The organism is Streptomyces venezuelae, assembly GCF_008642355.1.
GTDB classification, from domain to species: domain Bacteria; phylum Actinomycetota; class Actinomycetes; order Streptomycetales; family Streptomycetaceae; genus Streptomyces; species Streptomyces venezuelae_B.
In genome coordinates, this window is record NZ_CP029193.1 from 1,762,302 (window position 1) to 1,776,451 (window position 14,150).

A 14,150-nucleotide genomic window follows, 5' to 3' on the forward strand; every position below is an offset into this window, starting at 1 on the left:
GAGACGGCCGATCGGTACGCTCGGTACGGCATCCCGGACGAACTCGTGAGCGAAATGAGCAGTGACGTGAGCAGTACTGTGACGCACCCCTTCCTGGACCTGGCGCCGCTGAGCGCCCAGCAGTTCGCCGCCATCGAGGCACGGGTGGCCCGGTTGCTCGCCACCGAGCAGGACGTCGTGATCATGCAGGGCGAGGCGCTGCTGCCCCTGGAGGGATGCATCCGGGGCGCGGCGGGCCCGGACACGACCGCGCTGAACGTGATCACCGGTCCGTACGGCCGGACGTTCGGTGACTGGCTGCGCGACTGCGGGGCGACCGTCATCGATCTCGCCGTGCCGTTCCACACCGCGGTCACGGCCGAGCAGGTGCGTGAGGCGTTCGCCGAGCACCCGGAGATCGACTTCGTGTCGCTGGTGCACGCGGAGGCGGCGACCGGCAACACCAATCCCGTGGCGGAGATCGGCGCGGTCGTGCGGGAGCACGGCGCGCTGTTCATGCTGGACGCGGTCGCCTCGGTGGCCGCAGAGCCGCTGCTGCCGGACGCGTGGGGCGTGGACCTGTGCGTGATCGGCGCGCAGAAGGCGATGGGCGGTCCCGCGGGGGTCTCCGCGGTGTCCGTGAGCGAGCGGGCGTGGGAGCGCATCGCGGCGAACCCGCGGGCGCCGCGCCGTTCGTACCTCTCCCTCCTGGACTGGAAGGAGCGGTGGATCGACGGCGGCAGGAAGGCGCTGCTGCACGCGCCGGCGCAGCTGGAGATGCTGGCGCTGGAGGCGTGCGTGGAGCGCATCGAGGCGGAGGGTCTCGAGGCTCTGATGGCGCGGCACGCCGCGGCCGCCGCGGCGGTCCGGGCGGGGGCGATCGCGCTCGGCGGGGGTCTTGAGCCGTACGTGCACGACGCGGTGGACGCGGCGCCGGTCGCCACGACGCTGCGGACGCCGCCGGGTCCGCGCTGGTCGCCGGGGCGCTGGCCGCCGATCCCGCGCTTCCGCTGGTCGCCGGGGGCGGGGCGCTCGCCAAGGAGATGATCCGGGTCAACCACTACGGCCCCGAAGCGACCCGTGGCGTCGTCCACGCGTCGCTGGCCGCGCTGGGTGCCGCGCTGGGCGAGACGGGCGTCGTGGTGGACCTGGAGGGCGCCCGCCGCGCGGTGACGGACGTCTTCGAGACGGCCTGAACCCGCCCTCGTTCCGCACGGAACACCTGCGGCCGTCCGCCGCGTCATGGCACCGTGCTTGTCGTGACCACACTTCCGGACGGCCGCATCATCCCGCCCCTGACCGCCGACGAGCCGACGACGCTCATGAGCTGGCTGGACCTGCACCGCGCCACTCTGGCGGTGAAGTGCGCCGGGCTCGTCGACGAGCAGACGCTGCGGACGCCCGTCGAGCCGTCCCCGCTCTCGCTGTTCGGCCTGGTGCAGCATCTCGCCGAGGTGGAGCGGAACTGGATCCAGCGGGTCTTCGCGCGGCGTGACGTGCCGCCGCTCTACGGGGACCGCAGCGGTTTCGCCCTGGACCGGTCCCGGACGTTCGCCGAGGTCTTCGCCGTGTGGGAGCGGGAGGTGGCGGTGAACCGGCGGATCTGCGCGGGGCGTTCGCCCGACGACACGGGGCGGCTCGGCGCCGAGGAGGCGGCCGTCATGGGCGGCGAGGACGTCGTGAGCCTGCGCTGGATCCTGGTGCATCTGATCGAGGAGTACGCCCGGCACAACGGTCACGCCGATCTGCTCAGGGAGCGTATCGACGGGGTCACCGGATCGTGAATCCACGCCTCCGCTCCTTTGCGTCACTTTGAATTCCCGCGCACGTTCTCACGAATTATTTATAAACTGAGAAGCACAGCTTCCCGTATTCTTCTGCCCGCTTTCCCGGGGCCTAAACACTAAGATTTCGACAGCATCAAACCCCCCAATTCGGACGCGTGCAAGACACGTCACATCCATGTGACGTACTCCACATCGCGTCCGTTTCGCGAAGTTTGTACGGGACAAAATACCCTAAAAGGCCAAGACCTCATGCGGGCGCGCACCCACGCCTGATAACACATGAGGCGCCCTTGTGTAACCCCTCCCCCCGATGCAATTCAAGAAATTGCTCGGTAAATTCACTCCGCATGACCGCTGCACAAGCCGATCTACCGACCGACCTGCAAGCGAAATTCCAAAAACTGCCGGAGGGGCTGCGACTCGACAGTCCCGATGTCGCCGACGGCGCCGCGATCTGGCGGATCGCCCGCGACTCGAAGGTCCTCGACCTGAACTCGTCCTACAGCTATCTGCTGTGGTGCCGCGACTTCGCGGCCACGTCCGTCGTGGCCCGGGACGCCGACGGGGAGACGGTCGGGTTCATCACCGGCTACATCCGGCCCGAGCACCCCGACGTCCTGATGGTCTGGCAGGTGGCCGTCGACCACGGTCAGCGCGGCCGCGGCCTCGCCGGCGCCCTGCTCGAAGGACTGACCGCAAGGGTCGCCGCGGGCCGTGCGCTGACCAGGATCGAGACGACGATCGCGCCCTCGAACACCGCGTCCGAGCGGCTCTTCCTCTCCTTCGCGCGGCGACACGGCGCGTCGGTCGAGCGGAAGGTCCTGTTCGACGCGGGGCTCTTCCCCGACGACGGCCACGAGCCCGAGGTGCTGTACCGCATCGGTCCACTGGACCACTGATCCGCCCTCGCTCCCCCCAGGCGATGCCCGCGAGACACGCACCACCAGCACGCTTCGCACCGTCAGCACCACCCGTAACTCCCCCCACCTCCCACGCCTTTCCATCTCCCAGGAGATCCGCTGTGACCATCACCCAGCCCGACCTGAGCGTCTTCGAGACCCTGGAGTCGGAGGTGCGCAGCTACTGCCGCGGTTGGCCTACGGTCTTCGACCGCGCGCAGGGCAGCCGCATGTACGACGAGGACGGCCACGAGTACCTCGACTTCTTCGCCGGAGCCGGGTCGCTCAATTACGGCCACAACAACCCGGTCCTGAAACGCGCCCTCATCGACTACATCGAGCGGGACGGCGTCACGCACGGCCTCGACATGTCGACGACCGCGAAGCGCGCCTTCCTGGAGACCTTCCAGAACGTCATCCTGCGCCCGCGCGACCTGCCGTACAAGGTCATGTTCCCGGGCCCGACGGGCACCAACGCCGTGGAGTCGGCGCTGAAGCTGGCCCGCAAGGTCAAGGGCCGCGAGTCGATCGTGTCGTTCACGAACGCCTTCCACGGCATGTCGCTCGGCTCGCTCGCGGTGACCGGCAACGCCTTCAAGCGGGCGGGCGCCGGCATCCCGCTGGTGCACGGCACGCCGATGCCGTTCGACAACTACCTCGACGGTCAGACCCCCGACTTCATCTGGTTCGAGCGGCTCCTGGAGGACCAGGGTTCCGGCCTCAACCAGCCCGCCGCCGTGATCGTCGAGACGGTGCAGGGCGAGGGCGGCATCAACGTCGCCCGCGCCGAGTGGCTGCGCAAGCTCGCCGACGTGTGCGAGCGCTGGGACATGCTCCTGATCGTCGACGACATCCAGATGGGCTGCGGCCGCACCGGTGCCTTCTTCTCCTTCGAGGAGGCGGGCATCACGCCGGACATCGTGACGGTGTCGAAGTCCATCAGCGGCTACGGCCTGCCCATGTCGCTCTGCATGTTCAAGCCGGAGCTGGACGTGTGGGAGCCGGGCGAGCACAACGGCACGTTCCGCGGCAACAACCCCGCGTTCGTGACGGCCGCCGCGGCCCTGGAGACGTACTGGACCGACGGCCCGGCGATGGAGAAGCAGACCCGCGCCCGCGGCGAGCAGGTCGAGCAGGCGCTCGCCTCGATCGCCGACGAGAACCGCGCCGACATCAAGGAGTTCCGCGGTCGCGGCCTGGTCTGGGGCATGGAGTTCCTGGACAAGGACCGGGCGAGCGCCGTGGCGAAGCGGGCCTTCGAACTGGGCCTGCTCATCGAGACCTCCGGCCCCGAGGGTGAGGTCGTCAAGCTCCTTCCGGCGCTGACGATCACCCCCGACGAGCTGGACGAGGGGCTGCGCACGCTGGCCCGCGCGGTACGCGAGACCGCCTGACCGAGCGCCCTACCGAGCCCCGGCACCGTAAGAGAAAAGGAACCAACTCACCGTGATCGTCCGTTCGTTCAAGGACATTGAAGGCACCGACCGGCATGTGAAGGCCGCTTCGGGCACCTGGGAGAGCAAGCGCATCGTCCTCGCCAAGGAGCGCGTGGGCTTCTCCGTCCACGAGACCATCCTGTACGCGGGCACGGAGACGTCGATGTGGTACGCGAACCACATCGAGGCCGTCGTCTGCACCAAGGGTGAGGCGGAGCTGACCGACGACACGACCGGCGAGAAGTACACGATCACGCCGGGCACCATGTACCTGCTCGACGGGCACGAGAAGCACACGATGCGGATCAAGGAGGACTTCCACTGCATCTGTGTCTTCAACCCGCCCGTCACGGGTCGTGAGGACCACGACGAGAACGGCGTGTACCCGCTGCTCACGGAGCCGGAAGCGGACTGACACCACCTACATCCCGAACAGGGCCGTACGAGAGGAGAGGCAGGCAACACCATGACCACCGCACCCGAACGCACCAGTGACCTGTACCCGACGCGAGGCACCGAAGAGGTGCTGATCGAGCGCAAGGACCCCGTCGTGTGGTCCGAGCCGGGTGCAGCGGGGCCGATCACGGCCGGGGATCTGGCCGGGTTCGAGCGGGACGGTTTCCTGGCGATCGACCAGTTGATCACCCCGGACGAAGTGAGCGTGTACCACTCCGAGCTGGAACGGCTCATCAACGATCCGGCGATGCGTCAGAACGAGCGCTCCATCGTCGAGCCGCGCTCCCAGGAGATCCGGTCGATCTTCGAGGTGCACAAGATCAGTGAGGTCTTCGCGAGGCTGGCGGCGGACCCGCGGGTCGTCGGCAGGGCGCGGCAGATCCTCGGCTCGGACGTGTACGTCCACCAGTCGCGGATCAACGTGAAGCCGGGCTTCGGCGCCTCCGGGTTCTACTGGCACTCGGACTTCGAGACCTGGCACGCGGAGGACGGCCTGCCCAACATGCGGACCGTCTCGGTGTCCATCGCGCTGACGAAGAACTACGACACCAACGGTGGTCTCATGATCATGCCGGGGTCGCACAAGACGTTCCTCGGCTGTGCGGGCGCCACGCCGAAGGACAACTACAAGCGGTCCCTGCAGATGCAGGACGCGGGCATCCCGTCGGACGAGACGCTCACGCACCTCGCGTCCGACTACGGCATCCGCCTGTTCACGGGCGAGGCCGGTTCGGCGACGTGGTTCGACTGCAACGCCATGCACGGCTCGGGCGACAACATCACGCCCTACCCGCGCAGCAACGTCTTCATCGTGTTCAACAGCGTGGAGAACACGGCGGTGGAGCCGTTCGCGGCGCCGGTGCGCAGGCCCGAGTACATCGGGGCGCGGGACTTCACCCCCGTGAAGTGACGCAATAGGTGGCCAGTCCGGCCCGGTTCCCCATGCGGGGAGCCGGGCCGTTCGCCGTGTCACGGCCGCTGCGTCAGGGAGGGGTAGTCGGTGTAGCCCTTCTCGGTGCCGCCGTAGTAGGTGGCGCGGTCCGGGGTGTTGTAGGGGCCGCCGGCCTTCAGGCGGGCCGGCAGGTCGGGGTTGGCGAGGAACAGCGCGCCGAAGGCGACGATGTCCGCGGTGCCGTCCTCGACCAGGGCGAGCGCGTCGGGCCCTGTGGGGCCTTCGCTGTGCGGGTTGAGGACCAGCGTGCCGCCGAAGTCCTGCCGCAGTCGTACGGTGAGGTCACGGATGTCGCCGACCTCCACCACGTGCAGGTACGCGAGGCCGAGCGCGCCGAGCTCCTTGGCGAGCGCGGTGTACTCGGGCTCGGGGTCGGGCTCGGAGACGCCGTTGGCGGGGTTGCCGGGCGAGACACGGAAGCCGGTGCGGGAGGCGCCGATCTCCTCGGCGACGGCGGAGGCGACCGCGACGGCGAACCGGACGCGGTTCTCGGGCGAGCCGCCCCACGCGTCGGTGCGGCGGTTGGAGCCGGGGGCGAGGAACTGGTGGATCAGGTAGCCGTTGGCGCCGTGCAGCTCCACGCCGTCGAAGCCCGCGTCGACCGCGTTGCGCGCGGCGGTCGCGAAGTCCGCGACGGTGGCACGGATCTCGGCGTCGGTCAGCTCGTGCGGGGTGATGAAGTCCTTGGGCCCCTCGGCGGTGTAGACCTGCCCGTCGGCGGCGACGGGTGACGGACCGACGTTGATCAGTCCGTCGGGCAGCAGGACGGGGTGGCCGACGCGGCCCGCGTGCATGAGCTGGGCGAAGATCGTGCCCCCGGCGGCGTGCACGGCGTCGGTGACCTTGCGCCAGGCGGCGATCTGGTCGGCGCTGTGCAGGCCCGGCGTATCCGGATATCCCTGGCCGACCACGGAAGGCTGTATGCCCTCGGTGACGATGAGGCCCGCGGAGGCGCGCTGCACGTAGTACTCGGCGGTCAGATCGGTGGCGAGACCGCCCTCACCGGCGCGGCTGCGGGTCATGGGGGCCATGGCGATGCGGTTGCGGAGCGGGGTGCCGGACAGGTCGATCGAGTCGAACGCGGTGGTCATCAGAACTCCCGGGCTGAGATGCGACAGATATATGTGGTCGGCCAATCATTCGCGCCGAGAGCACTGTAACCCATTCCTTGGCCGACCAAGGTAATGTTTCCGCAGACGTCTCACGAACGACATCCACGACCGACTACAGGAGCGCGCGATGAAGGCCGACACCGTCCAGGCACCCCCGGCCGACCCCGTCTGTACGCCCGGCGCGTCCGGCGTCGCCGCCGCGGGACCCGTCAGCCTCGCCGTCAGCCGGGTCGCCCGGCTGCACCGCATCGCCGCGGGCAAGCTGCTGAAGGGCCTGGGCCTCTACCCCGGCCAGGAGTTCGTGATGATGCACCTGTGGGAGGCGGGCGCGGTGCGGCAGTCCGAGCTGATCAAGGCGGTCGAGCTCGACCCGTCCACGGTCACGAAGATGCTGCAGCGCCTGGAGCAGGCGGGTCATGTGCGCCGCCGCCCCGACCCGGCCGACCGCCGCGCGGTCCTGGTCGAGGCGAGCGCGGCGAGCTGCGGCCTGCTCACGCAGGTGGAGCGCGCGTGGGGCGAGCTGGAGACCCACACGCTGGCGGGCCTCGACGACACGGAACGCGCGGACCTGGCGCGGCTCCTCGCGAAGGTCGAGACGAACCTGTGCAGGGAGACGGAGGACTGCCCGGAGCGGAAGGGCCGGGGGGCCTGAGAGCGGCCTGACGGGCGTCAGGCGCCCGCGCTACAGCCAGGACAGCGACGCCGCCCGGGTCAGGACGTTCTCGGCCGCCGACGCGTCGCCCGACATGCCGCGCGGGACCTGGCCGGGGGCCCGACGGCCGCCGATCAGCAAACAGAAGTCGACCGGGTCCAGGACCAGTTGCGCGCGTACCGGGTCGTCCCCGCTGCCCAGGATCCACTCCGTCTCGCCGCCTTCGCCCGAGACCGTCAGGGCGACGGGCGGGGCGCCGGGCCCGAGAGCGGGGCCGAGGATGCGGACGCCGAAGCGGACCAGCTGCCACAGGTGCGGGGCGGGCGGCGGGGGGACGGGCAGGTCGAGGGCGGTGCCGATGTCGCGGGCGTGCACCCACGCCTCGAAGGCGCGGGCGAGGAAGTGGTCGGCGACGGGGAGCCGGCCGCCGGTGAGCAGCACGGTGCGGGCGGCGAGTTCGGGGTCGTGGGCGGCACGGGACGAGAGGAGTCCGGCGGCCTGGTTGCGCCAGGTGGAGACGGTCTGGGCGGGCGTACGGGCCCGTTCGCGGAGGATCACCTCGCGGGTGCGCGCCGCCCACGCGACGCGCCACGGGGTCGCCGGCCCGGAGGGGGCGGGGGGCGCCGCGGGGGCCTGTCCGTTCCTGTCGACGTGCCGGGCCAGGGGCTCGTCCGCGGCGATCAGATGCGCGACCGTGTCGTGCACGTCCCATTCGTGGACGACCGGCGTCCCCCACGGCCCGTGCTCGTCCAGCTCGGCGAGGAGCGCCCGGAGTCCGGCCACCGCGGCGGCGTAGGGCGCGGCGTGCGGGGCGGTGCGCAGGGCGGGGGCTCGGCTGCGCAGAGCGAGGGAGAGTCCCCTCGGGCCGGGATCCGGGTCCGGTACGGGGCCGGGTGGCGCGGGGCCGTCCAGGTGCCGCACGGTGGCCCGCAGCCGCGCCGCCTCGGCCGCGCAGTGCTCGCACTCCCCCACGTGCCGTACGACAGCGGTCTCGTCGCCCGGCATGAGGGCGTCGAGGGCCCAGGCGCCGAGGAGTTCGCGTACCTCTTCGTGAGGGCCGGTCATGGGTGGTCACCTCGCAGGGGTGGGTCCGCGAGGGTCTCGGCGAGGGTGCGCAGGGCCGTTCGCAGGCGGGTCTTCGCGGTGCCCTCGGGGATGCCGAGTTCGACGGCGGCCTGGCGGTAGGTGCGGCCGGCGAAGTAGGCGAGGTGCACCACCTGTTGCTGGGGCAGCGGGAGCCGGGCGAGGGCGGAGTGCAGGAGCAGGGAGCGTTCCTGTTCCAGGATCGCCTCGTCCGGGGAGGGGCCGGGCGCCGGGACGGCCCGCAGGGACATCTCGTCGGCGTGAGCGGCCTTGCGGTGACGCTCCTCGCCGCGGACCCAGTCCACGGCGCGCCGGTGGGCGAGCATCGACAGCCAGCCGCGCAGGCTGCCGCGGCGCGCGTCGAAGGTGTAGGGCCTGGTCCACAAGTGGGCGAAGACCTCCTGGGTCACGTCCTCGGCGGCGGTGCGGTCGCGGGTGACGCGGGTGGCGACGCGGTGGACGAGCACGCCGTACGCGGCGTAGGCGTCGGCGAGCGCCGCCTCCTCGCCGTAGACGAGCCGTCGGTGCAGCTCGGCGTCGACGGGCACCCTCGCCGCGCCGGACGGCAGGTCCGACGTGCCCGGCCTCTCGGCGGACGGCTCCACCGGCACCACCACCTCGTGCGGCCGCGCGGCCGCGTAGCACTGCCAAGCGTGGCGCCCCGCGGCCCGCCGCGCCAGGCTTCAGCCCGACAGCACGTCGAGGAGACGGTCCACATCAGCCTCGGTGTTGTACAGGTGGAACGCGGCCCTCAGGTGCCCCGCCCGTGCCGACGTCAGAATGCCCGCACGCGTCAACTCCGGTGCCCGGTCGGCGAGTCCGGGCACGGAGACGATGGGCGAGGTGCCCGGCACGGGGGCGTGGCCGAGGGCGGCGAGCCCCGCGCGGTAGCGGGCGGCGAGCGCGGTGTCGTGGGCGCGTATCGCGCCGACGCCGGTCTCCTCGACGAGGGTGAGGGACGCGGCGGCGCCGTGGTAGGCGAGGAAGGCGACGGGTTCGTCGAACCGGCGGGCGTCGGGGGCGAGTTCGGCGAGCGGGCCGTACGTGGAGTCCGAGGTGTCGGCCGCGGCCAGCAGACCTGCGTGCAGCGGGGCGAGGGATTCCTGGGCGTCCTCGCGCACGGTCAGGAAGGACACGCCGCGCGGGCACAGCAGCCACTTGAAGGCGCCGGTGAGGGTGTAGTCGTACGCGTCGGCGGCCAGCGGCAGCCAGCCCACGGCCTGCGTCGCGTCGAGGAGGGTGCGCGCGCCGTGGGCGGCGGCGGCCTCGCGAACGGCGGGCAGGTCGGCGGTGCGGCCGTCGGCGGACTGGACGGCGGAGAAGGAGACGAGCGTGGTCGTGGGCCGGACCGCGGCGGCGAGCTCCTCCAGCGGCGCGTACCGCACCTTGAGGTCGCCGCGCAGCACGAACGGGTTGACGATGGAGGCGAAGTCCCCCTCGGGCACGAGGACTTCGGCGCTCGGCGGCAGGGAAGCGGCGATCAGCCCGGCGTGCACGGCCACGGAACCGCCGACCGCCACGCGGCCCTCGGCCACGCCGACGATGCGGGCGAAGGCGGCCCGCGCCGCGTCGACCCTCTCGGAGTCACCGGAGCCGCCCGGACGCCCCTCACCGTTCTCCACGGCGAGCGTGCGGATCGCGTCGACGGCGCGACGCGGCAGCAGCCCGCAAGCGGCGGTGTTCAAATAGGTCGAGGTGGGAGCGAATTCCTTACCGGTGTTGATCCCCATGGTGCGCATGGGGATCAACCTATGCGGCGTGTCAGGCCTGCGGAACCGCGCACCCGTCGGGCCCGCAGGCGTCGCCGCCGTCGGCCGACGCGAGGGTCGTGAGCGGCGCGCGCTCGCCCCACGCCTGCTCAAGGGCCTGCGTGAAGACCTCGGCGGGCTGGGCGCCGGAGATGCCGTACTTGCGGTCGAGGACGAAGAACGGCACGCCGTTCGCGCCCAGCTCGGCGGCCTCGCGCTCGTCCGCGCGGACGTCGTCGGCGTACCGCTCCGGGTCGGCGAGGACCGCCCGCACCTCGCCCTCGTCCAGTCCCGCCTCGACGGCGAGCTCCACGACGCGCGCGTCGTCCGCGAAGACGGACCGCTCCTCGGCGAAGTTCGCGCGGTAGAGCAGCCCGATCAGCTCGTCCTGCCTGCCCTGTTCCTTGGCGAGGTGCAGCAGGCGGTGCATGTCGAAGGTGTTGCCGTGGTCGCGGCCCTCGGTGCGGTAGTCGAGGCCTTCGGCGGCGGCGTTCTCCCCGAGCCGCTTCTCGCCCTCGCGGGCCTGCTCCTCGCTCATGCCGTACTTCTGCATCAGCATCGGCAGGACGAGCCCGGTGTCGCCCTTGGCGCGCCCCGGGTCCAGCTCGAAGGAGCGGTGCACGACCTCGACGCCGTCACGGTGCGGGAAGGCGGCGAGCGCCCTCTCGAAGCGGGCCTTGCCCACGTAGCACCAGGGGCAGGCGATGTCGCTCCAGATCTCGACGCGCATGTGTGTGGCTCTCTTCAGGTCGTACGTCAGGTCGGTGCGGAGGTGGCCTCCGCTCCTGCCGTCAACGTACGGGCAAAGCACCGCATTCCCCCGGCCTCACCGTGCCGCCGTGAACCTCCCCGTGTTCGCCCTGATCCAGGTGCGCAGGTGGGCGAGGGGTTCCAGGGCGCCGCGGCCGAGGTCGGTGAGCGCGTACTCGACGCGGGGCGGCACCTCGGCGTGGACCGTGCGGGTCACCAGGCCGTGGTCCTCCAGGCGGCGCAGGGTCCGGGTGAGCACCTTCGGGCTGACGCCCTCCAGCTGGCGGCGGAGCTCACCGAACCGGCGCGGGCCGTCCTCCAGGGCGGTGACGGCGAGGCCGGTCCACTTGTTGACGAGCAGCTCGAAGATCGCACGTCCCGGGCAGAGGAGGCCGTAGATGTCGTGCCGGGTGGAGGGGTCCTCAGGGGTCTGACCAGTCATGGTTTCCAAAATATAGTTGGGTCCCTTGCGGGTGATCAGGGGGCGGCTCCTACCGTGCCGGCCATGAACTCCTTCCCCGCCCCCGCCTTTTCCGCCCCCGTCCGTGTCGGTCTCGTCGGCCTGTCCGCCCGCGGCGGCTGGGCGCCGCACTCCCACGTCCCCGCGCTCTCCCTGCTCGACGGGTACGAGCTCCGCGCGCTGTCCGCGTCGAGCGACGCCTCGGCGCGGGCCGCGGGCGCCAGGTACGGGGTGCCGCTGGCCTTCGGCTCGACCGCGGAGCTCGTCCGCAGCGACGAGGTGGATCTCGTCGTGGTGAGCGTGCGGGTGCCGCTGCACCGCGAGGTGGTCCTGGGCGCGCTGGACGCGGGCAAGGCGGTGCTCTGCGAGTGGCCGCTCGGCAACGGGGTCGCCGAGGCGGAGGAGCTGGCGGCGGCAGCGGAGCGGGCAGGGGTGCGGACGTTCGTGGGGCTGCAGGCCCGCTCGGCACCCGTGGTGCGGTTCGTGCGCGATCTCGTCGCGGAGGGCTACGTCGGGGAGGTCCTGTCGACCGGTCTCGTGGCGTCGGGGCGGCGCTGGGGGCCCGTCTTCGAACCGGCCGGGGAGTACCTCCTCGACCGGCGGAACGGCGGGACCATGCTGACCATCCCCTTCGGCCACACCGTCGACGCCGTCTCGATGGTGCTCGGCGAGTTCACCGAGGTCTCCGCGACCCTGGCGACCCGGCGCCCGGTGGTGCACGAGGAGGGCACGGGCCGCCCGGCCGCGATGACCGTCGACGACCAGATCGCGGTCAGCGGGCGGCTCGCGTCGGGGGCCGTCGCCTCCGTGCACTTCCGGGCCGGGCTCTCGCGGGGCACGGACTTCCACTGGGAGATCAACGGCACGGAGGGCGACCTCGTGGTCACCGGAGACTCCGGCCATCTCCAGCAGGCGTCCCTGACCGTGCGGGGCGGACGCGGCACGGACACCGGTGTCGCCGAACTCCCGTTGCCCGCACGCTACTTCGACGTGCCCGCCGTCGAGGGGCTGCGGGGGCTGCCCGCGTACAACGTGGGCGCGCAGTACGCGCAGGTCCTCGCCGACCTCAGGGGAGGCACCGCGCACGCACCGGACTTCGCGCACGCGGTCCGGCGCCAGCGGCTGCTCGACGCCGTCGAACGGTCGGCGGCGACCGGCACGCGCGTGCTGCTCCAGGGCCCGTGAGGCTCTGCGAGCCGTCCCGCAGTCGGGAGGCGCGAAGCGGTCCCGGCGGGGCCCGCCCGCGGACTCAGTGCTGCAGGCGCCCGTCGTAGCGCCGGGGCAGTCCCAGCGGGTTGTCGTCGCGCAGCTCCGGCGGGAGCAGCGCCTCGGGGGTGTTCTGGTACGCGACCGGGCGCAGCCACCGTTCGACGGCCGTGCCGCCCACCGACGTCGAGGTCGACGTGGTGGCGGGGTAGGGGCCGCCGTGGTGCTGGGCGGGGGCGACGGCGACGCCGGTCGGCCAGCCGTCGACGAGGACGCGTCCGGCGAGCGGCGTCAGCTCGGCGAGCAGTTCGACGCCCCGGCCGCTCTCCCCCGCGGCCTCGTCCGAGGAGAGCTGCACGGTGGCGGTGAGGTTGCCGGGCAGGCGGGAGAGGACGGCGGTGATCTCCGCGTCGTCGGCGTAGCGCGCGACGACGGTGACCGGGCCGAAGCACTCCTCCAGGAGCAGGTCGTGCGCCCCTTCGGCGGCGAGGCGCGCGGCCGGGACGGTGAGGAAGCCCGCGCTGACGGTGTGCTCGCCGCCCGCGCCGGGGGTGACCGGCGCGTCCACGTCGGGCAGGGCGGCGCGCTCGCGCACCCCGGCGACGAAGTTGTCCCGCATGCGGTGGTCGAGGAGCACCCCCGACTCGGTGTTGCTGACCGCCTCGGTCAGGGACTTCACGAGCCGGTCGCCGCCCGCGCCCTCGGGGGCGAGGACCAGGCCGGGCTTGACGCAGAACTGGCCGACGCCGAGCGTCATGGAGCCCGCGAGTCCGGTGCCGATCTGCTCGCCGCGCTCGGCGGCCGCCGCCTCGGTGACGACGACGGGGTTGAGGGAGCCGAGCTCGCCGTGGAAGGGGATCGGCACGGGCCGGGCGTTGGCCGCGTCGAAGAGGGCGCGCCCGCCGCGGATGGAGCCGGTGAATCCGGCGCCGGCGACCAGCGGGTGCTTGACGAGTTCGACGCCCGCGTCGAAGCCGTGCACGAGACCGAGGACGCCTTCGGGGATGCCGTGCCGGACCGCGGCCCTGCGCAGCACGGAGGCGACCAGCTCCGAGGTGCCGGGGTGGTCGGGGTGGGCCTTGACCACGACGGGGCAGCCCGCGGCGAGGGCGCTCGCCGTGTCGCCGCCGGGCACGGAGAAGGCGAACGGGAAGTTGGAGGCGGAGTAGACCGCGACGACGCCGAGCGGGATCTTGTAGCGGCGCAGGTCCGGGACGGGCGGGGTCGCCGAGGCGTCGGGGTGGTCGATGACGATGCCGAGGAAGGCACCCTCGTCGACCATGTCCGCGAAGGCGCGCAACTGGTAGCAGGTGCGGGCGAGTTCGCCGGAGAGCCGGACGGGGCCGAGGGCGGTCTCCGCGTCCGCGGCCTCCACGAGGTGGTCCTTCGCCTCTTCGAGGAGGTCCGCCGCGGTGCGCAGGAAGGCGGCACGGACCGTGCGGTCGGCGAGGGCGGACGCGGCGTCGCGGGCGGCGCGGACCGCGACGTCGACCTCTTCGGCTGTGGCCTCCACCGCAACCTGCTCGCGCTGCTTCCCGGTTCGGGGGTCGACACTCCAGACTGGTGCTGCTGCCACCGCGGTTTCCCTTTCCAAAGGTATGCCACTCACCAGGGCTGTTCGATATGCTGA

At 72.0% G+C, this 14,150-nt stretch carries 14 protein-coding genes and 1 pseudogene; 8 read left to right on the forward strand and 7 right to left on the reverse strand.

Annotated elements, in window-relative coordinates; translation table 11 throughout:
- Positions 1-78: 78 nt before the first annotated feature.
- The 6 genes and pseudogenes from DEJ47_RS08160 (at position 79) to thpD (ending at position 5,467) form a co-directional block, all read left to right on the forward strand.
- Positions 79-1,175 (forward strand): annotated as a pseudogene (locus tag DEJ47_RS08160) (pyridoxal-phosphate-dependent aminotransferase family protein).
- A 63-nt stretch (positions 1,176-1,238) separates the two neighbouring features.
- The gene (locus DEJ47_RS08165; RefSeq protein ID WP_150166371.1) at positions 1,239-1,763 is read left to right on the forward strand and encodes a DinB family protein; all 525 of its coding nucleotides are present in this window, start codon (positions 1,239-1,241) and stop codon (positions 1,761-1,763) included.
- 350 nt (positions 1,764-2,113) lie between these two features.
- Complete coding sequence (gene ectA, locus DEJ47_RS08170; protein WP_150166373.1) at positions 2,114-2,665, forward strand: diaminobutyrate acetyltransferase; 552 nt, start codon at positions 2,114-2,116, stop codon at positions 2,663-2,665.
- 122 nt (positions 2,666-2,787) lie between these two features.
- Complete coding sequence (gene ectB / locus DEJ47_RS08175) at positions 2,788-4,059, forward strand: diaminobutyrate--2-oxoglutarate transaminase (RefSeq protein WP_150166375.1); 1,272 nt, start codon at positions 2,788-2,790, stop codon at positions 4,057-4,059.
- A 52-nt stretch (positions 4,060-4,111) separates the two neighbouring features.
- On the forward strand, positions 4,112-4,516 hold the full coding sequence (locus DEJ47_RS08180; protein WP_150166377.1) for an ectoine synthase: 405 nt from the start codon (positions 4,112-4,114) through the stop codon (positions 4,514-4,516).
- A gap of 51 nt (positions 4,517-4,567) precedes the next feature.
- Entirely contained in the window at positions 4,568-5,467 is a 900-nt protein-coding gene (gene thpD, locus DEJ47_RS08185; RefSeq protein WP_150166380.1) for an ectoine hydroxylase, read from the forward strand.
- Positions 5,468-5,526: 59 nt separating this feature from the next.
- Here the strand turns inward: thpD and DEJ47_RS08190 are convergent, their stop codons facing one another.
- Positions 5,527-6,600 (reverse strand): alkene reductase, encoded by a 1,074-nt coding sequence (locus DEJ47_RS08190; RefSeq protein ID WP_150166382.1) that lies wholly within the window; start codon positions 6,598-6,600, stop codon positions 5,527-5,529.
- 148 nt (positions 6,601-6,748) lie between these two features.
- On the opposite strand from DEJ47_RS08190, the gene DEJ47_RS08195 reads away from it, so the two are divergent.
- Complete coding sequence (locus DEJ47_RS08195) at positions 6,749-7,273, forward strand: MarR family winged helix-turn-helix transcriptional regulator (RefSeq protein WP_150166384.1); 525 nt, start codon at positions 6,749-6,751, stop codon at positions 7,271-7,273.
- 30 nt (positions 7,274-7,303) lie between these two features.
- Here DEJ47_RS08195 and DEJ47_RS08200 read toward each other — a convergent pair whose 3' ends face one another.
- From DEJ47_RS08200 to DEJ47_RS08220, 5 genes are all read right to left on the reverse strand, one after another.
- The gene (locus DEJ47_RS08200; protein ID WP_150166385.1) at positions 7,304-8,338 is read right to left on the reverse strand and encodes a maleylpyruvate isomerase family mycothiol-dependent enzyme; all 1,035 of its coding nucleotides are present in this window, start codon (positions 8,336-8,338) and stop codon (positions 7,304-7,306) included.
- Positions 8,335-8,973, reverse strand: coding sequence for an RNA polymerase sigma factor (locus tag DEJ47_RS08205; RefSeq protein WP_398333180.1), 639 nt, complete (start codon positions 8,971-8,973; stop codon positions 8,335-8,337). The genes DEJ47_RS08200 and DEJ47_RS08205 overlap by 4 nt, the downstream gene beginning before the upstream one ends.
- Positions 8,974-9,039: 66 nt before the next feature.
- Positions 9,040-10,095: an aminotransferase class V-fold PLP-dependent enzyme gene (locus DEJ47_RS08210; protein WP_150166389.1), complete on the reverse strand. Its 1,056-nt coding sequence runs from the start codon at positions 10,093-10,095 to the stop codon at positions 9,040-9,042.
- Between the two features lie 22 nt (positions 10,096-10,117).
- Entirely contained in the window at positions 10,118-10,834 is a 717-nt protein-coding gene (locus DEJ47_RS08215) for a DsbA family oxidoreductase (protein WP_150166391.1), read from the reverse strand.
- Positions 10,835-10,930: 96 nt separating this feature from the next.
- On the reverse strand, positions 10,931-11,296 hold the full coding sequence (locus DEJ47_RS08220; RefSeq protein WP_150166393.1) for a winged helix-turn-helix transcriptional regulator: 366 nt from the start codon (positions 11,294-11,296) through the stop codon (positions 10,931-10,933).
- A gap of 63 nt (positions 11,297-11,359) precedes the next feature.
- On the opposite strand from DEJ47_RS08220, the gene DEJ47_RS08225 reads away from it, so the two are divergent.
- Entirely contained in the window at positions 11,360-12,499 is a 1,140-nt protein-coding gene (locus DEJ47_RS08225; protein ID WP_150166395.1) for a Gfo/Idh/MocA family protein, read from the forward strand.
- A gap of 64 nt (positions 12,500-12,563) precedes the next feature.
- Here DEJ47_RS08225 and DEJ47_RS08230 read toward each other — a convergent pair whose 3' ends face one another.
- Entirely contained in the window at positions 12,564-14,096 is a 1,533-nt protein-coding gene (locus DEJ47_RS08230; RefSeq protein WP_150166397.1) for an aldehyde dehydrogenase (NADP(+)), read from the reverse strand.
- Positions 14,097-14,150: the final 54 nt, after the last annotated feature.

Bases quoted from the DNA above. Each gene is read 5' to 3' on its own strand.
- DEJ47_RS08200 (WP_150166385.1), bottom strand. From the start codon at position 8,338: ATGACCGGCCCTCACGAAGAGGTACGCGAACTCCTCGGCGCCTGGGCC.
- DEJ47_RS08190 (WP_150166382.1), bottom strand. From the start codon at position 6,600: ATGACCACCGCGTTCGACTCGATCGACCTGTCCGGCACCCCGCTCCGC.
- DEJ47_RS08215 (WP_150166391.1), bottom strand. From the start codon at position 10,834: ATGCGCGTCGAGATCTGGAGCGACATCGCCTGCCCCTGGTGCTACGTG.
- DEJ47_RS08225 (WP_150166395.1), top strand. From the start codon at position 11,360: ATGAACTCCTTCCCCGCCCCCGCCTTTTCCGCCCCCGTCCGTGTCGGT.
- thpD (WP_150166380.1), top strand. From the start codon at position 4,568: ATGACCACCGCACCCGAACGCACCAGTGACCTGTACCCGACGCGAGGC.
- ectA (WP_150166373.1), top strand. From the start codon at position 2,114: ATGACCGCTGCACAAGCCGATCTACCGACCGACCTGCAAGCGAAATTC.
- DEJ47_RS08210 (WP_150166389.1), bottom strand. From the start codon at position 10,095: ATGCGCACCATGGGGATCAACACCGGTAAGGAATTCGCTCCCACCTCG.
- DEJ47_RS08220 (WP_150166393.1), bottom strand. From the start codon at position 11,296: ATGACTGGTCAGACCCCTGAGGACCCCTCCACCCGGCACGACATCTAC.
- DEJ47_RS08195 (WP_150166384.1), top strand. From the start codon at position 6,749: ATGAAGGCCGACACCGTCCAGGCACCCCCGGCCGACCCCGTCTGTACG.